16 protein-coding genes are annotated in these 22,483 nt (G+C 65.2%); 3 read left to right on the top strand and 13 right to left on the bottom strand.

Translation table 11 applies throughout. The annotated features are described in order from the left end of the window. Positions 1-13 precede the first annotated feature (13 nt). The 7 genes from LZ605_RS06140 to LZ605_RS06165 form a co-directional block, all read right to left on the bottom strand. Entirely contained in the window at positions 14-601 is a 588-nt protein-coding gene (locus LZ605_RS06140; protein WP_249844123.1) for an SUKH-4 family immunity protein, read from the bottom strand. Positions 602-698: 97 nt separating this feature from the next. Beyond that, positions 699-1,322 (bottom strand): hypothetical protein, encoded by a 624-nt coding sequence (locus LZ605_RS06145; RefSeq protein ID WP_249844124.1) that lies wholly within the window; start codon positions 1,320-1,322, stop codon positions 699-701. 457 nt (positions 1,323-1,779) lie between these two features. After that, positions 1,780-2,478, bottom strand: a complete 699-nt coding sequence (locus LZ605_RS06150) for a hypothetical protein (RefSeq protein ID WP_249844125.1) — start codon at positions 2,476-2,478, stop codon at positions 1,780-1,782. Positions 2,479-2,486: 8 nt separating this feature from the next. Beyond that, positions 2,487-7,046: an RHS repeat-associated core domain-containing protein gene (locus LZ605_RS06155; RefSeq protein WP_249844126.1), complete on the bottom strand. Its 4,560-nt coding sequence runs from the start codon at positions 7,044-7,046 to the stop codon at positions 2,487-2,489. 19 nt (positions 7,047-7,065) lie between these two features. After that, positions 7,066-7,194 carry a hypothetical protein gene (locus LZ605_RS23095; protein ID WP_006441023.1) on the bottom strand — a complete coding sequence of 43 codons (129 nt, stop codon included), beginning with the start codon at positions 7,192-7,194 and terminating at the stop codon, positions 7,066-7,068. Then, a complete protein-coding gene (locus LZ605_RS06160) occupies positions 7,191-8,807 on the bottom strand; it encodes a hypothetical protein (protein WP_249844127.1) in 1,617 nt (538 codons plus the stop codon). Before LZ605_RS06160 ends, LZ605_RS23095 begins: the two co-directional genes overlap by 4 nt. Before the next feature lie 19 nt (positions 8,808-8,826). After that, positions 8,827-11,070, bottom strand: a complete 2,244-nt coding sequence (locus tag LZ605_RS06165; protein ID WP_249844128.1) for a type VI secretion system Vgr family protein — start codon at positions 11,068-11,070, stop codon at positions 8,827-8,829. A 217-nt stretch (positions 11,071-11,287) separates the two neighbouring features. Here LZ605_RS06165 and LZ605_RS06170 point away from each other — a divergent pair, with 217 nt between their 5' ends. Beyond that, positions 11,288-12,328, top strand: a complete 1,041-nt coding sequence (locus LZ605_RS06170; RefSeq protein ID WP_249844129.1) for a DUF1176 domain-containing protein — start codon at positions 11,288-11,290, stop codon at positions 12,326-12,328. A 48-nt stretch (positions 12,329-12,376) separates the two neighbouring features. Here LZ605_RS06170 and recJ read toward each other — a convergent pair whose 3' ends face one another. From recJ to LZ605_RS06200, 6 genes are all read right to left on the bottom strand, one after another. Beyond that, positions 12,377-14,134: a single-stranded-DNA-specific exonuclease RecJ gene (gene recJ, locus LZ605_RS06175; RefSeq protein ID WP_249844130.1), complete on the bottom strand. Its 1,758-nt coding sequence runs from the start codon at positions 14,132-14,134 to the stop codon at positions 12,377-12,379. A 97-nt stretch (positions 14,135-14,231) separates the two neighbouring features. Beyond that, positions 14,232-15,149, bottom strand: coding sequence for a phosphoglycerate mutase (locus LZ605_RS06180; RefSeq protein WP_249844131.1), 918 nt, complete (start codon positions 15,147-15,149; stop codon positions 14,232-14,234). Between the two features lie 3 nt (positions 15,150-15,152). After that, positions 15,153-15,617, bottom strand: a complete 465-nt coding sequence (gene greA, locus LZ605_RS06185) for a transcription elongation factor GreA (protein WP_170272484.1) — start codon at positions 15,615-15,617, stop codon at positions 15,153-15,155. Between the two features lie 8 nt (positions 15,618-15,625). Continuing rightward, positions 15,626-18,868 (bottom strand): carbamoyl-phosphate synthase large subunit, encoded by a 3,243-nt coding sequence (carB, locus tag LZ605_RS06190; RefSeq protein ID WP_249844132.1) that lies wholly within the window; start codon positions 18,866-18,868, stop codon positions 15,626-15,628. Positions 18,869-19,018: 150 nt separating this feature from the next. Continuing rightward, positions 19,019-20,146: a glutamine-hydrolyzing carbamoyl-phosphate synthase small subunit gene (gene carA, locus LZ605_RS06195; protein WP_249844133.1), complete on the bottom strand. Its 1,128-nt coding sequence runs from the start codon at positions 20,144-20,146 to the stop codon at positions 19,019-19,021. 352 nt (positions 20,147-20,498) lie between these two features. Next, on the bottom strand, positions 20,499-21,170 hold the full coding sequence (locus LZ605_RS06200) for a 4-hydroxy-tetrahydrodipicolinate reductase (protein WP_409461441.1): 672 nt from the start codon (positions 21,168-21,170) through the stop codon (positions 20,499-20,501). Between the two features lie 138 nt (positions 21,171-21,308). Here LZ605_RS06200 and LZ605_RS06205 point away from each other — a divergent pair, with 138 nt between their 5' ends. Further along, on the top strand, positions 21,309-22,070 hold the full coding sequence (locus tag LZ605_RS06205; protein ID WP_423172549.1) for a 3-oxoacyl-ACP reductase: 762 nt from the start codon (positions 21,309-21,311) through the stop codon (positions 22,068-22,070). 4 nt (positions 22,071-22,074) lie between these two features. Next, on the top strand, positions 22,075-22,470 hold the full coding sequence (locus LZ605_RS06210; RefSeq protein WP_249844135.1) for a MerR family transcriptional regulator: 396 nt from the start codon (positions 22,075-22,077) through the stop codon (positions 22,468-22,470). Positions 22,471-22,483 lie beyond the last annotated feature (13 nt).

The following is a 22,483-nucleotide window of genomic DNA, read 5'->3' on the forward strand; positions in this document are numbered from 1 at the left end:
GCACAGCGCAACATCAGATCAGGCCGTCTTCGAGCTGCTCCAGCACGACCGACCACCATGAGCCATCGGCAAGTGCAGCAGGATCAAGCCTTCCCCATGCCGCCGCCATTGCCTTGATTGCATCATCGCGATTGAACCTTTGTCTTGCTGGACGCGCGTGAAGCTCGCCTCGCTTGAACGCCTCAAGTCTGGCCTGCATTACTGCCTGAGAGTAGACAACCGGCGTGGCATCGCTTGATCTTGCCTGCGCTTGAAGTACCTCATACGACCCCAGAAAGCCAAGGAAGCTCGAAAGCCGACTATTGACGAACTGATGTCCGCCGTCACCTGTCGCAATCACCTTTCCGGCCACGGAAAGGCAGAACAGCAGTTCCTTTCCCCATGGCTCGTGCGCCACGACCAGAAGCGTCTCGCCGTAGAAATCGGCTATCTGCGGCGCTTCGAACTGCACAACGGGTACTTCACCAGGAAGTCTTGACGGCAAACCGAGCCGCAACATCAACTCACTGGACAAAGGATCAAGTCCAAAGTCGCTCAATACTTTGGCACTCACGTCCAGTGAGCCCGCATCGTAGATGCGAGAGAAGTAATTTCCAGTCACGTCCAGATCCCACAGGCATCAAAACTCTGTCCGATTGATGGATGAACCAAGCGTCGGATGAATCTCTTGATTCGATCGCCAATCAGATGAGCTGTCATCATCCACCCGCAGCTTCCCGCAGATTGTCTACCACTTCAGTGAAGAACCCCAAGATGGGCTGAGGAAGGGAGAGCATCCTTCCCCAGGTAACTCCGTCGTCACAATCAATGAGAAGTTCGCTTCCATCCAAAGCCAGGGAGGTGATCCGGGCCTGATATCGGGGGCTCGGAATGACAACATGAACCCCTTCGCCCTTACGAACAATGCGTAGCGACCTGGGAGCATCCCCTTCGAACACACGGGTGATGTAGCAAGCTCTTATCAGGCCATTCTCACAGGCCACATCAATCTTGTCATCGGCAGCGCCTGCTGTCAGGCCCGGGGCCTTCAACAGCGCAGATACAAGCCCAAGAATCAGATGATCGAAGCCACTCACCGCGGACACAACGTACTCGACGGGCTCGCCCCTATCGGCCGACACCAATCTCAGCGTCCCAGCCGGCTGATCAACCAGGACATCTGCATCAGGGGCCTGAATGCGGCCTCCCATTGGATCCTGATCGACAAAGAAGCTTGAATTGGAGCCCATGTAGTAGAGCGCGGACTCAGCCCCCAAGCGAACCTCTACCCATCGAGGATCATATGAGAAGACAGACGAACGGGGAGAAGTCAGCTTCTGCATGCAAACCTCGAAAGATCGCGGGGACGTCGCCTTCTTAACGACACAGCTCAATGCGCCGCGCAGGATCATGTAGTTCTCACTATGCCAATTGATGATTGAGATCAGCTGGCCTTCGGTATCGTTGCGGTTCTCCAGGCGTTGCCGATCTGTTTTCAGGAGCCTGCTGATCGGGCTGATGCACTCAATACGGTAGTCGCGTCTGCGCGCCAGCGGATGTTGCCGGTGGCCACGCCCCTGTTCGACATCAACCCTGTGAGATTATCAAACACGAACACACCTCACTGCCGACGATCAACGAACACCACACACCCGCGCGCACCTTGATTCATTGTGAACAAGATGGGAGGCCGGCAACTGACAAGAAACCTGCTTCGTGACATTGGTCGGGCGCGCTGACCTTCACTCAGAATTCGTCACACCCCGAAGAAGCGAACGCAGAGGATCACCATCAACCAGACTACTCTGAAACAACGCCCAAGCGCCTCAACTCCGCAATTCCGCCTACCCAGTCTTCCCGGCGCTTCTTGGCAGCAGCCAAAGGCACCACCAGCAGTACCTCCTCGGCATTCGAGTCGCTGAAAATGCTCAGCCTCGTGTGCGTCTCCGGGAATGCGTCCGCGAACTGTCGCCCCAACATGTCGAGCCCATGGAAGTCCCGCTTCCTGATGATGACTTGGGTTTCCGGATCCCTCTTGGTCAGAGCAAGAGGAACCCCCTTACACGCAAAGTCAACAAATTTTGCCCGACTGATATCCAGCGCCCAGTCCGTAGCCTCATAGAATGCCGCACGCTGCTCTGCGAACGCCGCGAGAACACCTGCATCAGTGCAGAACGCAAAGGGCTCAAGATTGATTTTTATTTTTCCAATCTTGCCCGAAAATGACACACGCCTAAAAAGGCATGACCAGAAGAGAAGAATTGGATTCACTTCCAATCCGTCGATCTGGACATCCTCGATCACTGTCGGACCAATCTCGGAATTAATCACCTTGCAGTTCGACACATGGACATTGCGAACCAGACTCATCCTCGAAGGTCGTTTTGACAGCGACATCCCGCAGTTATCAAAACTGCTGTTCGTTACTCGAAGTGCCTCGAAGACCTTGCCGCCATCATCGAACACCATTCTGAACTGCTGATCATCAATGTTCTGCATCACTAAACCTAGAAGGGGAGTCCCTTGACGACATCATACGTGAGATACGTAACAGCATCATCTCCGTAGCGATCCGCGTGTGCTGGCACATCTGCATTCGTAGTAACGTCCCACACCTTGGGGCGCCCGGTCGTACGCGTGAAGTCAGGGCTCGAAATGAATCGCCCATTGCTCCCCCTGGCGAGACCAGTGTGCAGAATAGTGTTCCTCAGATTTGGATCCTCCCTGACCAGCTGGGCAACCCGACGCTCAACCGCTTTACCAAAGCTTGCGGCGTAGAGGTTGGTGCCATTCTTCAAGTGGCGATAGCTGCCTTCGCTCATCAGCGACTCAGCCATCTTAGGGTTGGCTACCAGCTCGCGGACCGCTTGATCCACGAAGCTCTGCAGCTTCTTGGTAGATCTGCAGCTCAGCCCCAATGGGTCAGACCAGCCCAGCGTGTTTGGGCCAAACTCGTAGAGATTGTCTCCCGCAGCGAGACCCAGCGGATCTTGCGATGAAAACTGCCCGATCTCGGAGTCAAAGTACCTATGCCGATTGTAAAGAAGGCCCGTTTCGTTGTCTCGATACTGCCCCTGCAACTCCAGCTCCGTGCCTGCAACAAGGCCTGGCGCCGCCGCAACAGGGCTACGGGATCCCGCGAAACGCCTCCAGATCAAGTCACCGGAAACTGTGGTCATCCGCATCGGAAAACCGTTGATATCAAGATGGAAGATTGAAAGGAGGCCTGATTGGCTCGCCGAAACCTCCTTTGGCCCCTCCAATCCCGCTTGCGGAAGTCCGGGCGGCGGCGATGCCCGTGTACTTCCGGCCGCCGTCGCCTGGGGTGTGGCCGCGCGGGAATTTGCGTCAGGACGCGAACCCAAGCCGGCGGTGCCGTTGAGCGCCAGCCCAGTTCCAAGGGAACCATGTCCCAGCTTTTTTGAGTCACCAAGTGGACTGGGCGCGCTGCCACCCAGTGCTCCGAGCGTCCCCAGGGCGCTCTGATTCAACTTCGACTCTGCTTGATGCAGCGGGCCCTCAAGCTCCTCCTTGGATCGGACGTCAGCGCTTGGCGCGACAACGGTTGCCACAGTACTTGCACGGTGCTGGCAGCTCAATTGCACAGCGCCAACCAACGCCAACGGCACAAACGTCCCCGGGTAGTACACATACTCCCGCACCCGCTCATTCAGCTTTTCCAACTGCCGCTGCCGACGCCTGACCTCCACCAGGCTCGCCACATTCCCCACCCACACCGGCGCCGCCTCTTCGGCGTCATTGGCCTGCTGCACTTCACCCAGCAATGCATCTCCATCCCAGAAGAACCACGTGGTCTGCGTCGGGTTGCGCTTGAACACGCGCCGCCCCAGCGGGTCATAGCCGTAGTACGTTGATTGCCCGTTGCGGCGGCTCTCCGCCAACCGATGGTTGGCATCCCAGATAAGCGTCAGGTCATCCGGCGCATCCCCCTGCGGTGCGCCCTTGCGCACCAGATCGCCTGCCCGGTCGAAGACGTAGTGCACGCCCTGATAGGTGCCTTCACGCGTCCAGGTGGTCAGGTCGTCATCGTCGCCGCCTACCACCTTCCGCGCCTGCACCTGCTTCACCTCGGTGCGCAGCCGGTCGCCGGCCGGGTCGTTGAAGTAGCGCTCGACCCTTCCCTTCGGGTCGATGTGCTGCAGCAGGCGCCCGATCGCGTCGTAGCGGTACTCGTCCACGCCCTGTGCGCTGTCGCTGCGCCTGGTGAGGTTGCCACTGCGGTCGTAGTCGTAACGCGTCTCGAACAGCGGCGCAGCATCCTTCAGTACCGACTGCGAGGTCAGCAGGTTGCGGCTGTCGTAGGTGAACTCGCGCTGCAAGTGCGGACTCAGCTGCTCACGTGTGGTGCGGCCCAGCGCATCGCGCTCCATCGAGATCGGCGATTCGTCATTGATCGCTACCGATACGGTTTGGTCGCGCAGGTCGTAGCCAAACGCAACCCGGTTACCGGCCGAAGTCTCGCGCAGTACGCGGTTGCCCACTTCGTCATAGCCATAGCCCACGCGGAAACCATCCTGCTGCTCTTCCAGCAGCTGGCCCAGCGGGTCATACACGCGCTTCACCGTACGTGCGGGGTTGCGCAGCTCGACAATCTGCCCCTGCACGTCGTAGACAAAGTGCTCCTGTACCTGCTGGCCAGGATGGCGCACATCCGGCAGCGTCTTGCGGGTGATGCGCCCAAGCTTGTCGGTAGCGAAGGCGATGCGCTGACCCAATGGATCCAGGGTCGCCGTCAGTCGCCCGGCAGCATCGTAGCTGTAGCGCCGCGACTGGCCCCAGTAGTCCACCTCCTCGACGATGCGTCCCAGCGCATCGCGCACCAGCTGGTAGGTTTCGCCGCGCTGGTTGATGACCGCGACCAGCTGCTCCTCGGTGTCGTAGCGGTACTCCACGCTGTGGCCATCTGCCTGCAGGCGCTTGCCGATCTGTCCGATGCCCACGTACTGCAGCCGCGTCTGCGCGCCCACTTCATCGGTGTAGCGGACCAGCTGATCTTCGGCATCGTACTCGCAGCGCACGCCGCTGCCGTCCGGGCCAATCGTGCCGAGCAGGCGACCCTTGGCGTCGTACTCGTAGCGACTGGCCTGCCCCAACGGATCCACCTGGCGCAGCAGGTTGCCGAGCGGATCGTGCTCGAAGCGGCTCTCATGGCCGAGCGCATCAATGACGGCAGCCACCAGCCCATGACGGTCATAGCGCAGGCGTGTGACCGCCTGGCGCGCGTTGGTCTGAGACTCCAACTGGCCCTGTGCGTCGTAGTCGAAGCGGGTGGTCGCACCCAACGGATCGGTCTGGCTGACCAGCAGGCCCTGGCCGTCATATGCCTGTTGCCAGTCGACGCCATCCGGCGTCCGCAACGACACCATGTGGTCGTCCAGGTCGTACTCCATCTGGATCGTCGTGCCATCGGCGCGGGTCAGGCAGATCAGGTTGCCATGCGCATCATAGGCAAACGCCGTTCGCAGTCCCTCCGGATCGGTCACCGCCACGGTCCGCCCGAAATCGTCGTACTCGAACAGCGTCACGCCATCGAGCGGATCGATCTCGCACAGCGGCAGCTGGTTCTCGTCAAACTTGACCACGCTCAGGTGGCCCAGCGAGTCGGTTACGCGGGTCTCGCGCAGCAGCGCGTCGTACTCGAAGTGATAATCGTACAGGCCGCCATCGCCCCACGAATGCACCACCCTGCCCTGCGCGTCGAACGCGTAGTGGAACGACAGTCCGACACGGTCGGTATGCCGCACCATGCGGTGCTGCTCGTAGGCAAAGGTGCGCGGCGCGCCCAGCGCATCCACTGCAGCCAGTAGATCGCCGTCGGCACTGTAGCGGTAGCTCACCAGCGGATGCGCCAGGCCGGTGGCCGGGTCATGCAGCGCCATGCGGTCGATGCGGCCATGGCGCGCCTCCACCTCGATGAAACGGCCCTGCAGGTCACCGATGCCACTCTCGACGATGCGCACCAGATGGCCGTCGCGACGCTCGAACCGCCAGTGGTTGCCGTGCGCGTCCTCGATGCGCTCGATCGGCCAGGACTGTGGATTCGGCAGCGCGCTCACGCCTGCCGGCAGTTCGCCGCCGAACACATACTTCAGGCCACTCTTGAAGCGCACCTGCCACTGCCCGCGCCGACGCAGCAGGCGCGCGCCATCGACGAAATCGAGGATCGCCCCGGCCTCGCCTTCAGCGGGTGGCAGCTCCGGGAAGAACGCGGCCTGGTCCGGACCGGACAACCACACGCTGCCGTCGTCCAGCAGTTCCAGGCGAATATCGGCCGGCGTCTGCCAGCCGGCGCCACACAAGCCGGGTTCGCCCGCGCGGCGCGAGCCATAACTGCGCTGCCAGGCGAAGGAAAGCCGCCCCGGAATGTCGAAGTCCTGGTGGCTGACCACCACGCTGCCATCGCGGATATCCACCGGCTCGGCACGCAGCACCTTGCACTTCAGGAAGCCGGAGGGCAGATCGCCCCATTTGCCGCGCCGCCACTTGGCAAACGCATCCATCTTCTTGCGGAAGAAGGCACTCTTGCGCAGCTTGCCCAGTCCGGCGAACGCGGCGCGGAACGCCAGCGCAGTCCATGACACCGTCGGCGGTCCTCCCACCTTGACGCTGGTGGGAATGGCCACGTTCAGGCCGGTCGGCAGCGACATCGCACGCAGCGGCTTCTTCGGCTTCTTCACCCGGAACGGGTTGATCATGCCGGCCAGGTTGCAGTCCAGCACCGGCATGGCCAAGCGCGAGAACGGCTCGCCATCGGCCGACACCGTGCGGCTGCCCATGAAGATTTCTTCGCCGTCGAACTGCGGCCCCATCGGCGCAGCCAGCGGCGGTCCCCACACGCCCAGTGGAATGTGGATGTCCAGGCCGCCGGTACCGGCGGTGCCGCGATGCACACCGTTGACCTTGATGGTCGAGCCGATGAACGGAATGTAGTCGAACGGATCCAGCACCAGGCCGATATGCGGCGTCGGCAGCGGGCACGGCGGCACCGCGTACATGTGGATGTCGATGCCCAGCTGCGGATCGAAATGCTTGGCGGCGATGCTCACGGCAACACTCCCTGTTGCTTTACAAGGCGCGGAACAACGCGCGCAGGAACGCCTTTACTTCGTCACGGTACTCGGCGCTGATCCAGGTCACGACGATGATGCCCAGCACGATGGCCACCAGCATCACCACGGTCTTGTTCGACTTCATGCAACAGCCACTCCTGTAACGGCAGGCCCGGCCGGCGCCGCCACGGACGCCTGCAGCAGGCCACTGGGATCGGGCAACGGCTGCATCGCCGGCGGCTCGCTCCACACCGGTATCTCGTGATCGAGCGGGTGTTCGATGGCCGGCAGGCCGTTCCAGCCCGGGTCGAGGAAGTCGCGGCCCACGGCCACGATCTTGCGGAAGAATTCGTCGCCGCCCTGGATCAACCGCTCGCGCTCCTGCTGGGCACGGTGGAAGCCACGCTCCAGCGCCGCATCCAGCTCCGCGTCGATGGCGTCCAATGCCGGCCGTGCGGGTCGGGGGCCAAGCGCACGGCCCTGTGCATCGGCCTTTTCCAGCAGGCCGGTACTGGCCTGCAGGTAATCGGCGGCCACCTGCTGCAGCGATTCGCAGCGGCGCGCGTCCTGCAACTGCAACAGGTCCCACAACGCTTGCGGCAGCGTGGTGGCCTTGCGGTCGGCCGGCGCCAACGGCTTGGCGATGCGGATCGCCTCCAGCAACTGGGTGCGCGCCGCTTCGCGGTGTCCGGCCTGCAACTGGCACCAGCCGGCCATGCGCTGGCCCTCCAGCGCGAACATCGGGTGCGGAATGCTGGCCGCCGACGTCGAGGCCTGCAGGTAGATCTGCGCGGCACGCTCGGGCTGCTTGGCGGCCAACCAGCAACCGGCTTCGCCGAACCAGCTCTGCATCACCAGTTCCGGCGCAGCCGGGTTTCCGCTCATGCGTGCGCCTTCGGCCGCACTGCGCGCCTGCCGGTAGCTGTTGATCGCCTGGCCGTGATCGCCGTGCTTCAACCATGCACCGGCCACCATCATCTGCACCACCGACTGCTGGTCCTGCCAGCCCTGCCGCTGCGCCAGCCCTTGTGCGCGCTCTGCGCGGGCAACGACCTGGGAGGGACTGCCGCGTTCGAGCAGCAGCATCAGGTCGGCCAGCAGCTGCCGGTACAGCACTTCCGGGCCGCGACCGCCAGACTGCGCGGCGGTATCGCGGGCAATGCCGAACATGTCGATCGGTGCACTGACCACGCGCGCGATCCTGCCGTGCCGTTCCAGCAACGACTGCCAGCGCGGATCCTCCTCGGTATCCACCAGTACCAGACGCAGGCGCGGGCCAGGGCCGGCGGCCAGCGCGGCATCCAGCCAACGCTCGAATCCTTCGCCGGGCACGCAGCGCTCCGGCTCCAACACCGCCGCCAGCAGGCGCAGGTGTTCGCCGTGGTGATCGATGAAACTCTCCAGCACCTCGACCACGCCGTGGGCGCTGTCCGGATGCCCCTCATGCGGGCCGCGCCAGCCCAGCGGCACCTGCTGCGCGCGTAGATCCTCCTGGCTGGCCACATAGCGCTCCAGCAGATCCTGCTTGAGTTGCCGGCTGTAGCGGAAGCCGAGTTCGTAGGCGGTATCGATGCGCAGGAAGTAGTCCGGTGTATCGCGCCCGGCATCGTGGCGCTGCATCTCAAAGAACGCGGCCAGCAACCGACTGGCGGCGGCCGGCAAGCGCCAGACCAGCAGACGCCGGCTGCTGTCGGCGCTAGCCTCCAGCCAGGCATCGCGCAATGCGTTCAGGCCGCGCAGCATGGGGGTGTCCTGCATGGTGTGTCTCCCGTGCGGCTCAGCAGTTGAGCTTGATCTCGCTGCCATTGACCGAAACACCACCGGCATCGATCACCACTTCCGAACCACCGGCGGTGATCTTGATCGCGCTGTCGGTGATCTCGATGACCGATCCGCCGACCTTGCTGGTGAGCTTGACTGCCGATTCCAGGCTCATCGCGCCGTCCGAGCCCTGGCTGTGGGTACCGCTGGCGTCCTGGCTGAAATTGCCGGTGACATCGATCACCCGCTCGCCGACATTGCTGTCGTCCACCTTGCCCTGCACCTTGCGCTTGTCCTGGCCGGTGATGGTCACATTGCGTGCGGCCTGCAGCGTTTCGGTGACCAGGCCACCCACGGTCCGGCTGGAGGTGGAGGTGACGGTCTCGGTCCAGGTGCCGGTGCGCTGGCTAGTGTAGTTGCCGGTCAGGGTGGTCTTGAAATCGCCGGTGATGGTCTCGGTGTAGCCGGCGGCGGCAATCGTCTTGGTTTCGCCGGTCTCGTACTTCTCGGTCACCGCGCCGGTCACGTTGGTGGTGCGGGTACCGGTGACGCCGAGCGTATCGGTGCCGGTGACGGTGATGCCGCGGTTGCCGCCGACACTGATGTCCTGGTTGGCGCCCACGCCCATGGTGTGGTTCACCGCCACCGTGGTCGACTTGTTGTTCTGGATGCTGGCGTTCTGGTCGTTGAGCACGGTGGTGACCATGTCGCGCTGCGCGCGCATGTTCAGCAGCTCGCCACCGGCGCCATCGTGCATGGTGATCTCGTTCCAGCCGGCGCCTTTGACCGTCTTCGACTTCAGGCCGCTCACTTCCATGCCGAACGGCGGCATGTTGTCTTCGTTGTAGACGCGCCCGGTGATGATCGGGCGATCCGGGTCACCATCGAGGAAATCAACGATCACTTCCTGGCCGACGCGGGGTGGCGACACGCCGCCCATGTCGGCGCCGGCCCACGGGCTGGCGCTGCGGATCCAGCACGAGGCGTTTTCGCGGCGGTCCAGCTGGCGATCCCAGTGGAACTGCACTTTCACCCGTCCATAGCGGTCGGCATGCAGCTCCTCACCCGGCGGGCCGACCACAGTGGCGGTCTGCGGGCCAGGCATGCGCGGCCACGGCGTGCGCCGCAACGGGCGGTACGGGATGCGCCGGCGCAGCACTTCGGCCTGCACTTCCACACTGGGCGCTTCGGCGCTGCCGAAATCGGCGGCGAAGTTGTTGTGGCCTTCGCGCTGCACGCTGACCACGAAGAAGCTGCGATCGGCATCGTCGCGGCCGATGAAATCGGGGTGTCGCTCCAGTTCGAAGCAGGCGCCGGCGTCGAGCTCACCGGCATTGCCGGCGCATTCGAACAGCTTGGTCGGCCAGGTCACCTCTTCATTGCGTACATTGGCCAGCGCGGTACCGATGCGGCTGTTGCTGAAGCGTGCTGCACCATCGTAGCGGTACTGCTCCAGCGGCGGCAGCAGGCCCAGTGGCACCTGGTTGCCCTGATTGCCATCCAGCGCCTGGCTGGGCTGCTTGAAATCAAAACTGCGCAGGGTCTGCACGCTCGGCCCGACCCGGCGCCGCGCGCCCCAGCGGTGCAGGCCGGTACTGGCCAGCGTGCCCTGATCGGAGACGAAGGCAATCGGGCGTGGCTCGCCATGCACGGTGCTCAACGTGGAATCGTCGCTGATCACCATCGTGTGGCCTTCTTCATCGTGCACGAAGCTGTAGTACAGCCCGGCGTCCTCGAGCAGGCGGCTGACGAAGGCGTAGTCCGATTCGTTGTACTGCACGCAGTACGGCAACGGCGCCAGCTTGCCGGCGTTGAGGTCGTAACGGAACTTCGCCAGCTGCGCGTAGCCGGCGAACACCTCTTCAACGATCTGCAACGCGGTGCGGTCCTGGAAGATGCGGCAGTTGCAGGTGTAGTCCAGGAACGCGAACCACGGCGCCAGCTCGGCGCGATACGCACTGAACTGTGCCTGCTGGCCGGTGCTGGCGAACTCGCGCACGTAGCCGTGCACGCTGCGGTTGCCGAACTCGTCGCCCAGCTGCAGGCGCAGCGGCTGCCCGACCAGCTGCTTCAGCTCCAGCCGTGGCTGGATCGAGAGCAGGTCGATGCGGTAGGTGAACGGGTTCGACACCGCCTCGCTTCCTTCGAAGCGCTTGACCAGGAACGTGTCCGGATCCAAGGCGGTTTCGACGCGGATCAGGCGTCGGTCCTGGTGCAGGCGCTGCAGCGCGGCGCCGGGAAGCAGTGATTCGGCGTACATCGGGCGTTCCGTCGTCCCATGTTGGTCGTGGCCCGACTTTGCCATTGACCTGTGACATGCGCCAGCTTTTTGACGCACCTGCCTCTGGATAAGGAGATGAATTGATTAAGAAAATTGAAGGGAGTGCGAATTTGATCACAGATATGTGGGTATGTGACGGCTGTTCAGGACGGCGTCCGAGGCGCACCATGTGCGCCCGCTTTCAAAAGGATGTGTCATGCGCCCGCTGTATCTCTGTGTCCTGTTGGCCGCGTCATTGCCGGCCGCTGCCGCCCCTTCGGCGCCCTTCCCCTTCACCCACCACGACTGGACCCTGGCCTGCGACAACACCCGTACCTGTCGCGCGGCGGGCTACCAGCAGGACGAAGGTGATGCAGCGCCAGTGTCGGTACTGCTGACCCGCGCCGCCGGGCCCGGCCAGCGCGTCGACGCGCAGCTGCTGCTGGGTCAGTACGACGAGGACTCGCCGAGGCCCCCGGCGCAGGCGCAGCTGCAGATCAACGGCAAGGATCTGGGCCGCTTGCAGCTGCAGGGCGGCGGCGCCACGCTTTCCGCCGCACAGACCGATGCCCTGCTGGCCGCGTTGACCCGCAGCAGCCGCATCGTGGTGATCGGCAACGGCCAGCAGCGCTGGACGCTGTCCGACCGCGGCGCCTCGGCGGTGCTGCTGAAGATGGACGAATTCCAGGGCCGCCTTGGCACCACGGGCGCACTGATGCGCAAGGGAAGCGCCAGTGAAGGCAAGGTGCTGCCGGCACTGCCGGTGCCGGTGGTGGTGCTGGCCAAGCTGGCACCCACGCGCGCCGGCGATGCCGCGCTGGAGCAGTCGTCTGCGCTGCGGGCTGCGTTGCGCAGCGCGACGCCGGGCGATGACTGCAGCGCGATCAGCGCCGAGGGCGATCCGATGATCAGCGAGCCGCAGGAACTGAGTGTCACCCGCCTGTCGAAGGACAAGGTACTGGTGTCGACGCTGTGCTGGCGCGCCGCGTACAACGAGGGCTACGGCTTCTGGGTAGCCAACGACAAGGCGCCGTTCCAGCCCGTGCTGGTGACCACCTCCGGGACCGACAACGACGGCTCCACCATCAGCGCCTGGCAGAAGGGCCGCGGCCTCGGCGATTGCGGCTGGACCGCCGACTGGGGCTGGGATGGCAAGCGCTTCGTGGCAACCAGTGAAGCCACCTCCGGCCTGTGCCGGATGGTGACCGCCGGTGGCGCATGGGAAATGCCCACCGTCGTCAGCAGGATCCAGCACTGAGCCTGACAACGGCCTCGCGCATGCCGATGCGCGAGGCAACGCAGCCGCTCACGCCGGCAGGCAATGCTCGATGATCAGCTGGATGGCGCTGCCGCCGCGATAGTCATCGCAGGCCAGCCGGTAGGCCAGACGCACGTGGCGGCTCGGCGCATTGCCATGCCAGCCGCCGAAATGGATCGCGTTGATCGTGCCGGGCACGCCCGGCAGGCGCAGTTCCAGCTTGAGGTGGCGCTCCTTCAGCACGCGCCAGTTGGCCACCTCGAAATGGCCATCGAACAGCGGCTCGGGGAAGCCCTGCCCCCAAGGACCGGCCAGACGCAGCGCATCAGCGTGGCGATGGTCCAGTTCGTCCGCCGCCAGTTCGCCGTCGCTGAGCACCTGCTGTTGAAGTGCTGCCGGGTCGAGCATTTCAAGTACGACGGCGATGAAGGCGGCCTTGAAGTCTTCAAGGTGATCCAGGCGCAGGCTGAGGCCGGCTGCCATGGCGTGGCCGCCGAAGCGTTCGATCAGGCCCGGATGGCGTGCATCGACCAACGCCAGTGCGTCACGGATATGCAGGCCAGGGATCGAACGCGCCGAACCACGCAGGGTGTCGGCACCGGGTTCGGCCGGGGCGAAGGCGATGACGGGCCGATGCAGGCGATCCTTCATTTTCGACGCGACCAGTCCGACCACGCCCGGATGCCACTCGGCATCGAACAGGCAGGCCGCCACCGGCCGTTGCCCGGCCATCTCCAGCACCACGCGGGTCAGCGCCTGCTCGGCATCGTCGGTCATCGACTGCTGCACCGCGCGGCGTTCCGCATTGATCTGCTCCAGCGTCTGCGCGATCTCGCGCGCCTGGCGCGGATCCTCGGTCAGCAATAGCGCGATGCCCAGCGCCATGTCTTCCAGCCGGCCGGCGGCATTCAGGCGTGGCCCCAGCGCGAAGCCGATGTCGGTGGCGGTCAGTCGCGCAGCATCGCGGCCGCTGGCTTCGATCAGGGCGCGCAGGCCGACACAGCCCTGCCCCGCCCGCAGCCGGCGCAGGCCCGCACTGACCAGTGCACGGTTGTTCGGGTCCAGCGCCACCAGGTCGGCGACGGTGCCGACCGCTACCAGGTCCAGCAGCGTGGTCAGGTCCGGGCCCTTGCCATCGGCGAAGACGCCGGCCTCGCGCATCTGCCGGCGCAGCGCCATCAACACGTAGAAGATCACGCCGACACCGGCCAGCGACTTGCTGGGGAAGGCATCGCCGTCCAGGTTGGGATCAACAATGACGTCGGCCGGCGGCAGCTGTGGGCCGGGCAGATGATGGTCGGTGACCAGCACCTGCCAGCCGCGCGCCTTGGCCGCGGTCACGCCGGCATGGCAGGCGATGCCGTGGTCGACGGTGACCAGCAGGTCCGGCCGCAGTGCGGCCAGTTCCTCCACCAGCGAAGGCGACAGGCCGTAGCCATGCACCATGCGGTTCGGCACGGCGTGCAAGACATGCTGCGCGCCGAGCATGCGCAGGCCACGCACGCCCACCGCACAGGCGGTGGCGCCATCACAGTCGAAATCGCCGACCACCAGGATGCGCTTGTCGTTGGCGATGGCCTCGATCAGCAGTCCCACTGCATCATCGATGCCGGTCAGCAGTTCCGGCGCATGCAGGTTGCCCAGCTTGGGCAGTGCCAGTTCCGGGGTGTGCGCGCCGCGGGAGGCGTACAGGCGTGCAAGCAGTGGCAGCGTGCCGTCGGGCCACGCACCGGGCATGACTGCATCGCGGCGGCGGATCATCGGCGTATCGGAGGCGGGCTGCACAGATTCGGCGGCAAGGGACATCGGCATCGCCGGTTACGAAAGACCCGTCGATGATACCGCCACGGCAACCGACCGGTGCAGTCGACTGTCAGTCGACTCTACCGGATCCAATCGGCGCTCAATCGTGAAGCTGGCGCGGCTTCTTCCAGAACTGCCAGCGCTGGCCACGGTCGAGCTGGAACTGCAGGCCATCCTCGAAATCGAGCACCAACCGCTGCAGCTCGCCACGCTTGAGCGCGGCCAGCAACGGGCGGATCGCATCGCTGCCCAACTGCTGCAATGAACGCAGCTGGCGCAGGTCGACCAGGGCATCCACCGCCTGCTCGCCATCGACGGCAACGCCTGCGGCCTGGGCCAGGCCCTGCAGCAGCGCGTCGCGGCTGCGCACCTGCGCGTGCGCGGTGCTGACCGACACAGGCATCACGCCACCGCCCCAGAACCACAGCGAATTGATCGGCTGCTGGCCCTGCGCGGCACGTTGCTGGTTCCAGGAATGGTTGTGCAGCAGCACCTGCGCTTCGGTCATCAGCGCGCGCCAGCGACGACCGCCCTCGCCTTCGGGCAGGTGCGAGAACAGGTCATCGCCCAGCACTTCGTCGGGGCTGTCGAAATCCGGCAACGCCAGATCGATCGGCAATCGCAGATACCACCGCGAGGGATCGGGCGCATCCAGCACAAAACCGGCGTCGGCGAACAGCGGCTGCAGTACCGGCAGCAGGGCCAGACTGTCGGCCAACGTTGGCCGCAGCGTTTCGCCGTAGGCCATCATCCGTGCGCCGTGCATGTCCGGCACCATGCAGGCCGGGTCGGCGCGCAGCCAGGCGGCGCCGGCGGCGTCGCCGACGTCGCGCTGGCGGGTCAACGCGGCCACCGGCCAATGCGGCGCGGCGACCGTGAAATGGCGCGTCAGCTGCGCGCGTTCGCCCGGCGCGACCTGCAGCGTGGTGGCACGGCCGAGCGCGCGTGCCACATCATCCGGCAGCGCAGCTGCAGCAAAGCGGCTGCGTGCCGGCAACAGCAGGGTCGCCGTTGCCACGCGTCAGTCCACGTAGCTGACGCTGACGATTTCGTACTCGCGCTGGCCGGCCGGGGCGTCGATCACGATCGAGTCGCCTTCCAGCTTGCCGATCATCGCGCGCGCCACCGGCGAGGAAATCGCGATCAGGCCCAGCTTGATGTCCGCTTCCAGGTCACCGACGATCTGGTACTTCTTCTCTTCGTCGGTTTCCACGTCGGCCAGCGTCACGCTGGCGCCGAACACCACCTTCGAACCGGCGTTGAGCTTGCTCACGTCGATGATCTCGGCGTGCGACAGCTCGCCTTCCAGCTGCTTGATGCGGCCTTCGATGAAGCCCTGTTCCTCGCGCGCAGCGTGGTACTCGGCGTTCTCCTTCAGGTCACCGTGCTCGCGCGCCTCGGCGATGGCCGCAATGACCTTCGGACGCTTGACCGACTTCAGGTGATCCAGTTCATCGCGCAACCTCTGCGCGCCCTTCATTGTGATGGGGGCTCTCATGCATTCAACTCCTTGTGCAGCTCCTGCAGCGACCAGACGGGGCCGGTGCCGCGGAATTCCAGTGAATCCACCAGCGCCTTGGCGCCGGCAATGGTGGTCGAGTAGGTAACGCGATGCTGCAGCGCCTCGCGACGGATCGAGAACGAATCGTTGATCGCCGAGCGACCTTCGGTCGTGTTGACGATGTAGACGATCTCGCCGTTCTTGATCGAGTCGACGATGTGCGGACGGCCTTCGACCACCTTGTTGATGATCTCGCAGTCCATGCCGTGCTGCTGCAGCCACGCGGCAGTGCCACGGGTGGCCACCAGGCTGTAGCCACGCGCCAGCAGCGCCTTGGCCACCGGCAGCACGCGCTTCTTGTCCGGATCGCGCACCGACACGAAGGCCTTGCCGATCGGCGGGGTCTTGATACCACCGGCCTCCTGCGCCCGCGCGAAGGCGGCGTTGAAGGTACGGCCCACGCCCATCACTTCCCCGGTGGAGCGCATTTCCGGCCCGAGGATCGGATCGACGCCCTGGAACTTGGCGAACGGGAAGATCGCTTCCTTCACCGAGTAGTAGTCCGGCACGATTTCCTTGGTCGCGCCCTGCTCGGCCAGGGTCTTGCCGGCCATGCAGCGGGCAGCGATCTTGGCAAGCGCCATGCCGGTGGCCTTGGACACGAACGGCACGGTGCGCGAGGCACGCGGGTTCACTTCCAGCAGGTAGATGGTGTCGGCACCTTCATCGCTGGTCTGGATCGCGAACTGGGTGTTCATCAGGCCGACCACGTTCAGGGCCTTGGCCAGCTCCACCACCTGGCGACGCAGCTCGGCCTGGGTCTCGGCCGACAGCGAGTACGGCGGCAGCGAGCAGGACGAGTCGCCCGAGTGCACGCCAGCCTCTTCAATGTGCTCCATCACGCCGCCGATCAGCACGTTGCCATCCTTGTCGGCAATGATGTCGACGTCACACTCGACGGCGTTGTCGAGGAAGCGGTCCAGCAGAACCGGCGAATCGTTGGACACCTTCACCGCGTCGCGCACGTAGCGGGCCAGGTCGGATTCACCGTAGACGATTTCCATCGCACGGCCGCCCAGCACGTAGCTCGGGCGCACCACCAGCGGGTAGCCGATCTCGCGGGCCAGCAGCAGGGCTTCCTGGTCGTTGCGGGCGATGCGGTTCGGCGGCTGCTTCAGGCCGAGCTTGTCGACCAACTGCTGGAAGCGCTCGCGGTCTTCGGCCAGGTCGATCGAGTCCGGGCTGGTGCCGATCACCGGCACGCCGTTGGCTTCCAGCGCGCGCGCCAGCTTCAGCGGGGTCTGGCCGCCGTACTGCACGATCACGCCCTTGGGCTGTTCCAGTTCGACGATTTCCAGCACGTCTTCCAGGGTCAGCGGTTCGAAGTACAGGCGATCGGAGGTGTCGTAGTCGGTCGACACGGTTTCCGGGTTGCAGTTGACCATGATGGTTTCATAACCATCCTCGCGCAGCGCCAGCGCCGCGTGCACGCAGCAGTAGTCGAACTCGATGCCCTGGCCGATGCGGTTCGGGCCACCGCCGAGGATCATGATCTTGTCGCGGTTGCTCGGCGCGGCCTCGCACTCGTCCTCGTAGGTCGAGTACAGGTAGGCGGTACCGGTGGAGAACTCACCGGCGCACGAGTCCACGCGCTTGTAGACCGGGCGCACCTTGTGCGCACGGCGCAGCGCGCGGATGGCCGCTTCGTTGGTGCCGGTCAGCTGTGCCAGGCGGGCGTCGGAGAAACCGGCGCGCTTGAGCTTGCGCAGGCGTGCAGCATCCAGCGCATCGATGCCACCGGCAGCGACGTCAGCCTCGGCAGCGATGATCTCTTCGATCTGGTCCAGGAACCAGTGATCGATGAAGGACAGCGCGTAGATCTCTTCCACGCTCATGCCGGCGCGGAACGCATCGGCCACGTAGAACAGACGCTCCGGACCCGGTGCCTTCAGTTCGCGGCGCAGGGTCTGCAGGTCTTCTTCGTTGCCCAGGTCCAGGCCGGTCGGATCGAAGCCGACCTTGCCGGTTTCCAGGCCACGCAGCGCCTTCTGCACCGACTCCTGGAAGGTACGGCCCATCGCCATCACCTCGCCCACCGACTTCATCTGGGTGGTCAGGCGCGCGTCGGCCGCCGGGAACTTCTCGAAGGCGAAGCGCGGAATCTTGGTGACCACGTAGTCGATGGACGGCTCGAACGAGGCCGGGGTCAGGCCGCCGGTGATCTCGTTCTTCAGTTCGTCCAGGGTGTAGCCCACGGCCAGCTTGGCGGCGACCTTGGCGATCGGGAAGCCGGTGGCCTTGGAGGCCAGCGCCGAGGAACGCGACACGCGCGGGTTCATCTCGATCACGACCACGCGGCCGGTCTTCGGGTTGATGCCGAACTGCACGTTCGAGCCGCCGGTATCCACGCCGATCTTGCGCAGCACGGCGATGGAGGCATCGCGCAGGCGCTGGTATTCCTTGTCGGTCAGGGTCTGTGCCGGGGCGACGGTGATCGAGTCACCGGTGTGCACGCCCATCGGGTCCAGGTTCTCGATCGAGCAGACGATGATGCAGTTGTCCGCGGTATCGCGGACCACTTCCATCTCGAACTCCTTCCAGCCCAGCACCGACTCTTCCACCAGCACTTCGGTGGTCGGCGACAGCTCCAGGCCGCGGCTGACGATCTCCACCAGCTCTTCGCGGTTGTAGGCGATGCCGCCACCGCTGCCGCCCAGGGTGAAGCTGGGGCGGATGATGGTCGGGTAGCCGACGCGGGTCTGGATCTCCAGCGCTTCGTCCAGGGTGTGGGCGACGGCGGCGGTCGGGCATTCCAGGCCGATCTCACCCATGGCCACGCGGAACAGCTCGCGGTCTTCGGCCATGCGGATCGCTTCGCGCTTGGCGCCGATCAGCTCGACGTTGTACTTCTCCAGCACGCCGTGGTCGGCCAGGTCCAGCGCGCAGTTCAGCGCGGTCTGGCCACCCATGGTCGGCAGCAGCGCGTCGGGCTTTTCCTTGGCGATGATCTTCTCGACCGTCTGCCAGTTGATCGGCTCGATGTAGACGGCGTCGGCCATCTCCGGGTCGGTCATGATCGTGGCCGGGTTGCTGTTGACCAGCACCACGCGGTAACCCTCGTCACGCAGGGCCTTGCAGGCCTGGGCGCCGGAGTAGTCGAACTCGCAGGCCTGGCCGATGACGATCGGGCCAGCACCGATGATGAGGATGGTCTTGAGGTCAGTGCGCTTGGGCATTTTCTTCTCTAAGTCAGTACAGCGTGACAAGGGGGAGTGATCGCACGCTGTCGATCAGGAATCTTGATCCGCAGCGCCGCGCCAGGGGCAGCAGCGATGCGGGGGCTTTCGGTCCATCGCGACGCCACCGGCGGGCCGGCGGCGTACTGATCACGCCTTGGCCTGCTCCATCAGCGCCACGAAGCGGTCGAACAGCGGGCCGACATCGGTCGGGCCCGGCGACGCTTCCGGGTGGCCCTGGAACGAGAATGCCGGCACGTCGGTCCGGGCGACGCCCTGGTTGGTACCGTCGAACAGCGAGCGGTGGGTCACGCGCAGGGTGGCCGGCAGGGTCGCTTCATCGATCGCGAAACCGTGGTTCTGCGAGGTGATCATCACCCGGCCGTTGTCCAGGTCCTGCACCGGGTGGTTGGCGCCGTGATGGCCGTGGCCCATCTTCATGGTCTTCGCGCCCGAGGCCAGGCCCAGCAGCTGGTGGCCCAGGCAGATGCCGAAGGTCGGGATCTTCACGTCGATGAAGGTCTTGATCGCTTCGATGGCGTAGTCGCACGGTTCCGGGTCACCCGGGCCGTTGGACAGGAACACGCCGTCCGGCTTCAGCGCCAGCACTTCGGCGGCCGGGGTCTGGGCCGGCACCACGGTCACTTCGCAGCCGCGCTCGGCCAGCATGCGCAGGATGTTGGTCTTCACGCCGAAGTCGTAGGCCACGACCTTGAACCGGGCCGGCACGCTGACGAAGGCATTGGCGTCCAGGTCCAGCTGGCCCTCGGTCCAGGTGTAGGTCTTCTCGGTAGTGACGACCTTGGCCAGATCCATGCCCTTCAGGCCCGGGAACGTGCGGGCCGCTTCCAGTGCCTTTTCCACGTTGATGTCGCCGGCCATCAGCGCACCGTTCTGCGCGCCCTTATCGCGCAGGATGCGGGTCAGCTTGCGGGTGTCGATACCGGCGATGGCGACCACGCCACGCTGGATCAGCCAGTCCTGCAGCGACACCTGGCTGCGCCAGTTGCTGGGACGGCGCGGCACGTCGCGCACGATCAGGCCGGCCGACCACACCTTGGACGCTTCATTGTCCTGGTCGGTCATGCCGGTGTTGCCGATATGCGGATAGGTCAGCGTGACCATCTGCCGGGCGTAGGACGGGTCGGTCAGCACTTCCTGGTAACCGGTCATGGCGGTGTTGAACACCACCTCACCGACGGACAGGCCGGGCGCGCCTACGGATTCGCCCTCGAATACGGTGCCGTCTTCGAGGACGAGGATTGCGGCTTGGGTCACGGAAATCTCACTTTGGCTACCGAGGGGGTGCCGAAGTCACGCCTGTGCTTCTCGGGAATCGGGTTGCAAAAAAGCGCGGACGTACGGTACAGGACCGGTCCGGCTTTGGTGATTCGGCGAGTGCGAATTGTAGCGCTGCCGGGGCGCTCGCGCCAGCGGTTATCGCGCTTGATGAACAGGCGATTGCGCATTCATTTCAATACGCCCGCGTGTGCAAAGTGGCCTGGCCGGGGTCGGATCCCTTTTCCTTAGGGAAAAGGACCCTCGTCCTACGGTAGTGCCGGCCGCTGACCGGCAATCCCAACGGCCCCAGCCGCCCCGAGGCTGCCGGCCAGCGGCCGGCACTACCGTATTACTGCAGCAGATCACGCACCCGGTAGCTGCCCGGGGCCCGCCCGCGCAGCTGACGGGCGGCGAACAGCGCGCCGCGGGCGAAGATGTCGCGATTGGTCGCCCGGTGCACCAGCTCGATGCGCTCGCCCGGGCCGGTGAACTGGACCAGATGCTCACCCACGATGTCGCCGGCACGCAGACTGGCGTAGTGCGGCTGCGCCCCGCCCCGCTGCGCGGCCGCACCCAGGGTCAGCGCGGTGCCCGACGGCGCGTCCTTCTTCTGGGTGTGGTGCGATTCGACGATGTCGCAGTCCCAGCCGGCCAGCGCCTGCGCCGCGCGCTCGACCAGCTCGTCCAGCACCGCCACGCCCAGGCTGAAGTTCGAGGCCCAGACCAGCGCGATCTGCGTCGCCGCCGTGTCCAGCGCCTGCCGCTGCGCCGTGGAAATACCGGTGGTGCCGGAAACCAGGCCGGCGCCGCGCTCCACGCATAGCGCCAGCATCGGGTCGAAGCCTTCGGGCAGGCTGAAGTCGATCGCCACGTCGAACGCCGGCGCACCGGGCAGCTCGCTGGCCGCGAAGAACGGCACGCCATCGACCACGCGCTGGGCCGGCGCACGGCCGGTCACCGCCGCGACGATCTGCAGGCTGTCGGGATGTTCGGCGGCCAGCCGCAGCAGGGCCTGGCCCATGCGCCCGGAAGCGCCGTGAATGAGCAATCGCAGAGGAGTCTGGTTCATGCCTGCAGGCTAGCGGCAGCACGCCCGCTCCGGCAAGCGCCATCACTGCTACGCTGCATGCCCTTTCATGCAATGGATGGCAGCCCCCTCATGCAGATCAGCGAACAGCTGGTGCTGGTCACCGGCGCCGGTCGCGGCCTCGGCCAACACATCGCCCACGCCTTCGCCGCGCAGGGCGCACGGGTGATCATCAATTACCGCCACAGCGAGGCTGCCGCGCGCGCACTGGCCAGCGAACTGGGAGGGCAGGCCATCGCCCTGCAGGCTGACATCACCGACCGCGCCCAGGTGGACTCGATGCTGCAGCACGCGCTGGCCCACTTCGGCCAGGGCGTGACCACCGTGGTCAACAACGCGCTGGCCACATTCTCGTTCAATGGTGACGCCCGCGACGGCGCTGCCGACATCGGCTGGCCGGCCTTCCAGGCACAGTTCGAAGGCAGCGTGCGCGGTGCATTGAACACGGTGCAGGCCGCCCTGCCCGGCATGCAGGCCCGGCGCTTCGGCCGCGTCATCAACATCGGCACCAACCTGTTCCAGATCCCGGTGGTGCCCTACCACGACTACACCGCGGCGAAGGCCGCGCTGCTGTCGCTGACCCGCACCCTGGCCGGCGATCTCGGCCCGCACGGGATCACCGTGAACATGCTGTCCGGTGGCCTGCTGCGCACCACCGATGCCAGCGCCGCCACGCCGGAAGCGGTATTCGACTACATCGCCGCCAACACGCCGCTGCGCAGCGTCACCACCCCGGCCGAGTTCGCCGATGCCGCGCTGTTCTTCGCCAGCCCGTGGTCACGCGCGGTGACCGGCCAGAACCTGGTGGTGGATGGCGGTCTGGTAAGGGACTGAACCGGTGCGCATCTCCGAGGTCAGCCGGCTGACCGGTGCCAGTGCCAAAGCCATCCGCCTGTACGAGGCACGTGGATTGCTGCCGCCGGTGCCGCGCGTGAACCGCTATCGCGACTACAGCGAACAGGACGTGGCATGGGTGCAACTGATTCGCCAGGCGTTGGCGCTGGGCATCACGCTGGCCGCGATCTCGCGCCTGCAAGCATCCGACGGCCGACTCGACTGGCCGGCCGTACTGGCCTTGCTGGATCAACAGCGCAAGCACATTGCCGGCGAGCGCGCGCGACTGGAGCAGGTTGACCTCGCCCTGCAGCAGGTCAGCGATGAACTACGGCAGTGGCTGCATTCCGGCAGCGGCGACTGCGTTGTGGCCGCCAGCGGCTGCGCCACCGGCGTTTGACTCTGCCCCAGGG

The sequence above is a fragment of the Stenotrophomonas maltophilia genome, assembly GCF_023518235.1.
In the GTDB taxonomy this organism is placed as follows: domain Bacteria; phylum Pseudomonadota; class Gammaproteobacteria; order Xanthomonadales; family Xanthomonadaceae; genus Stenotrophomonas.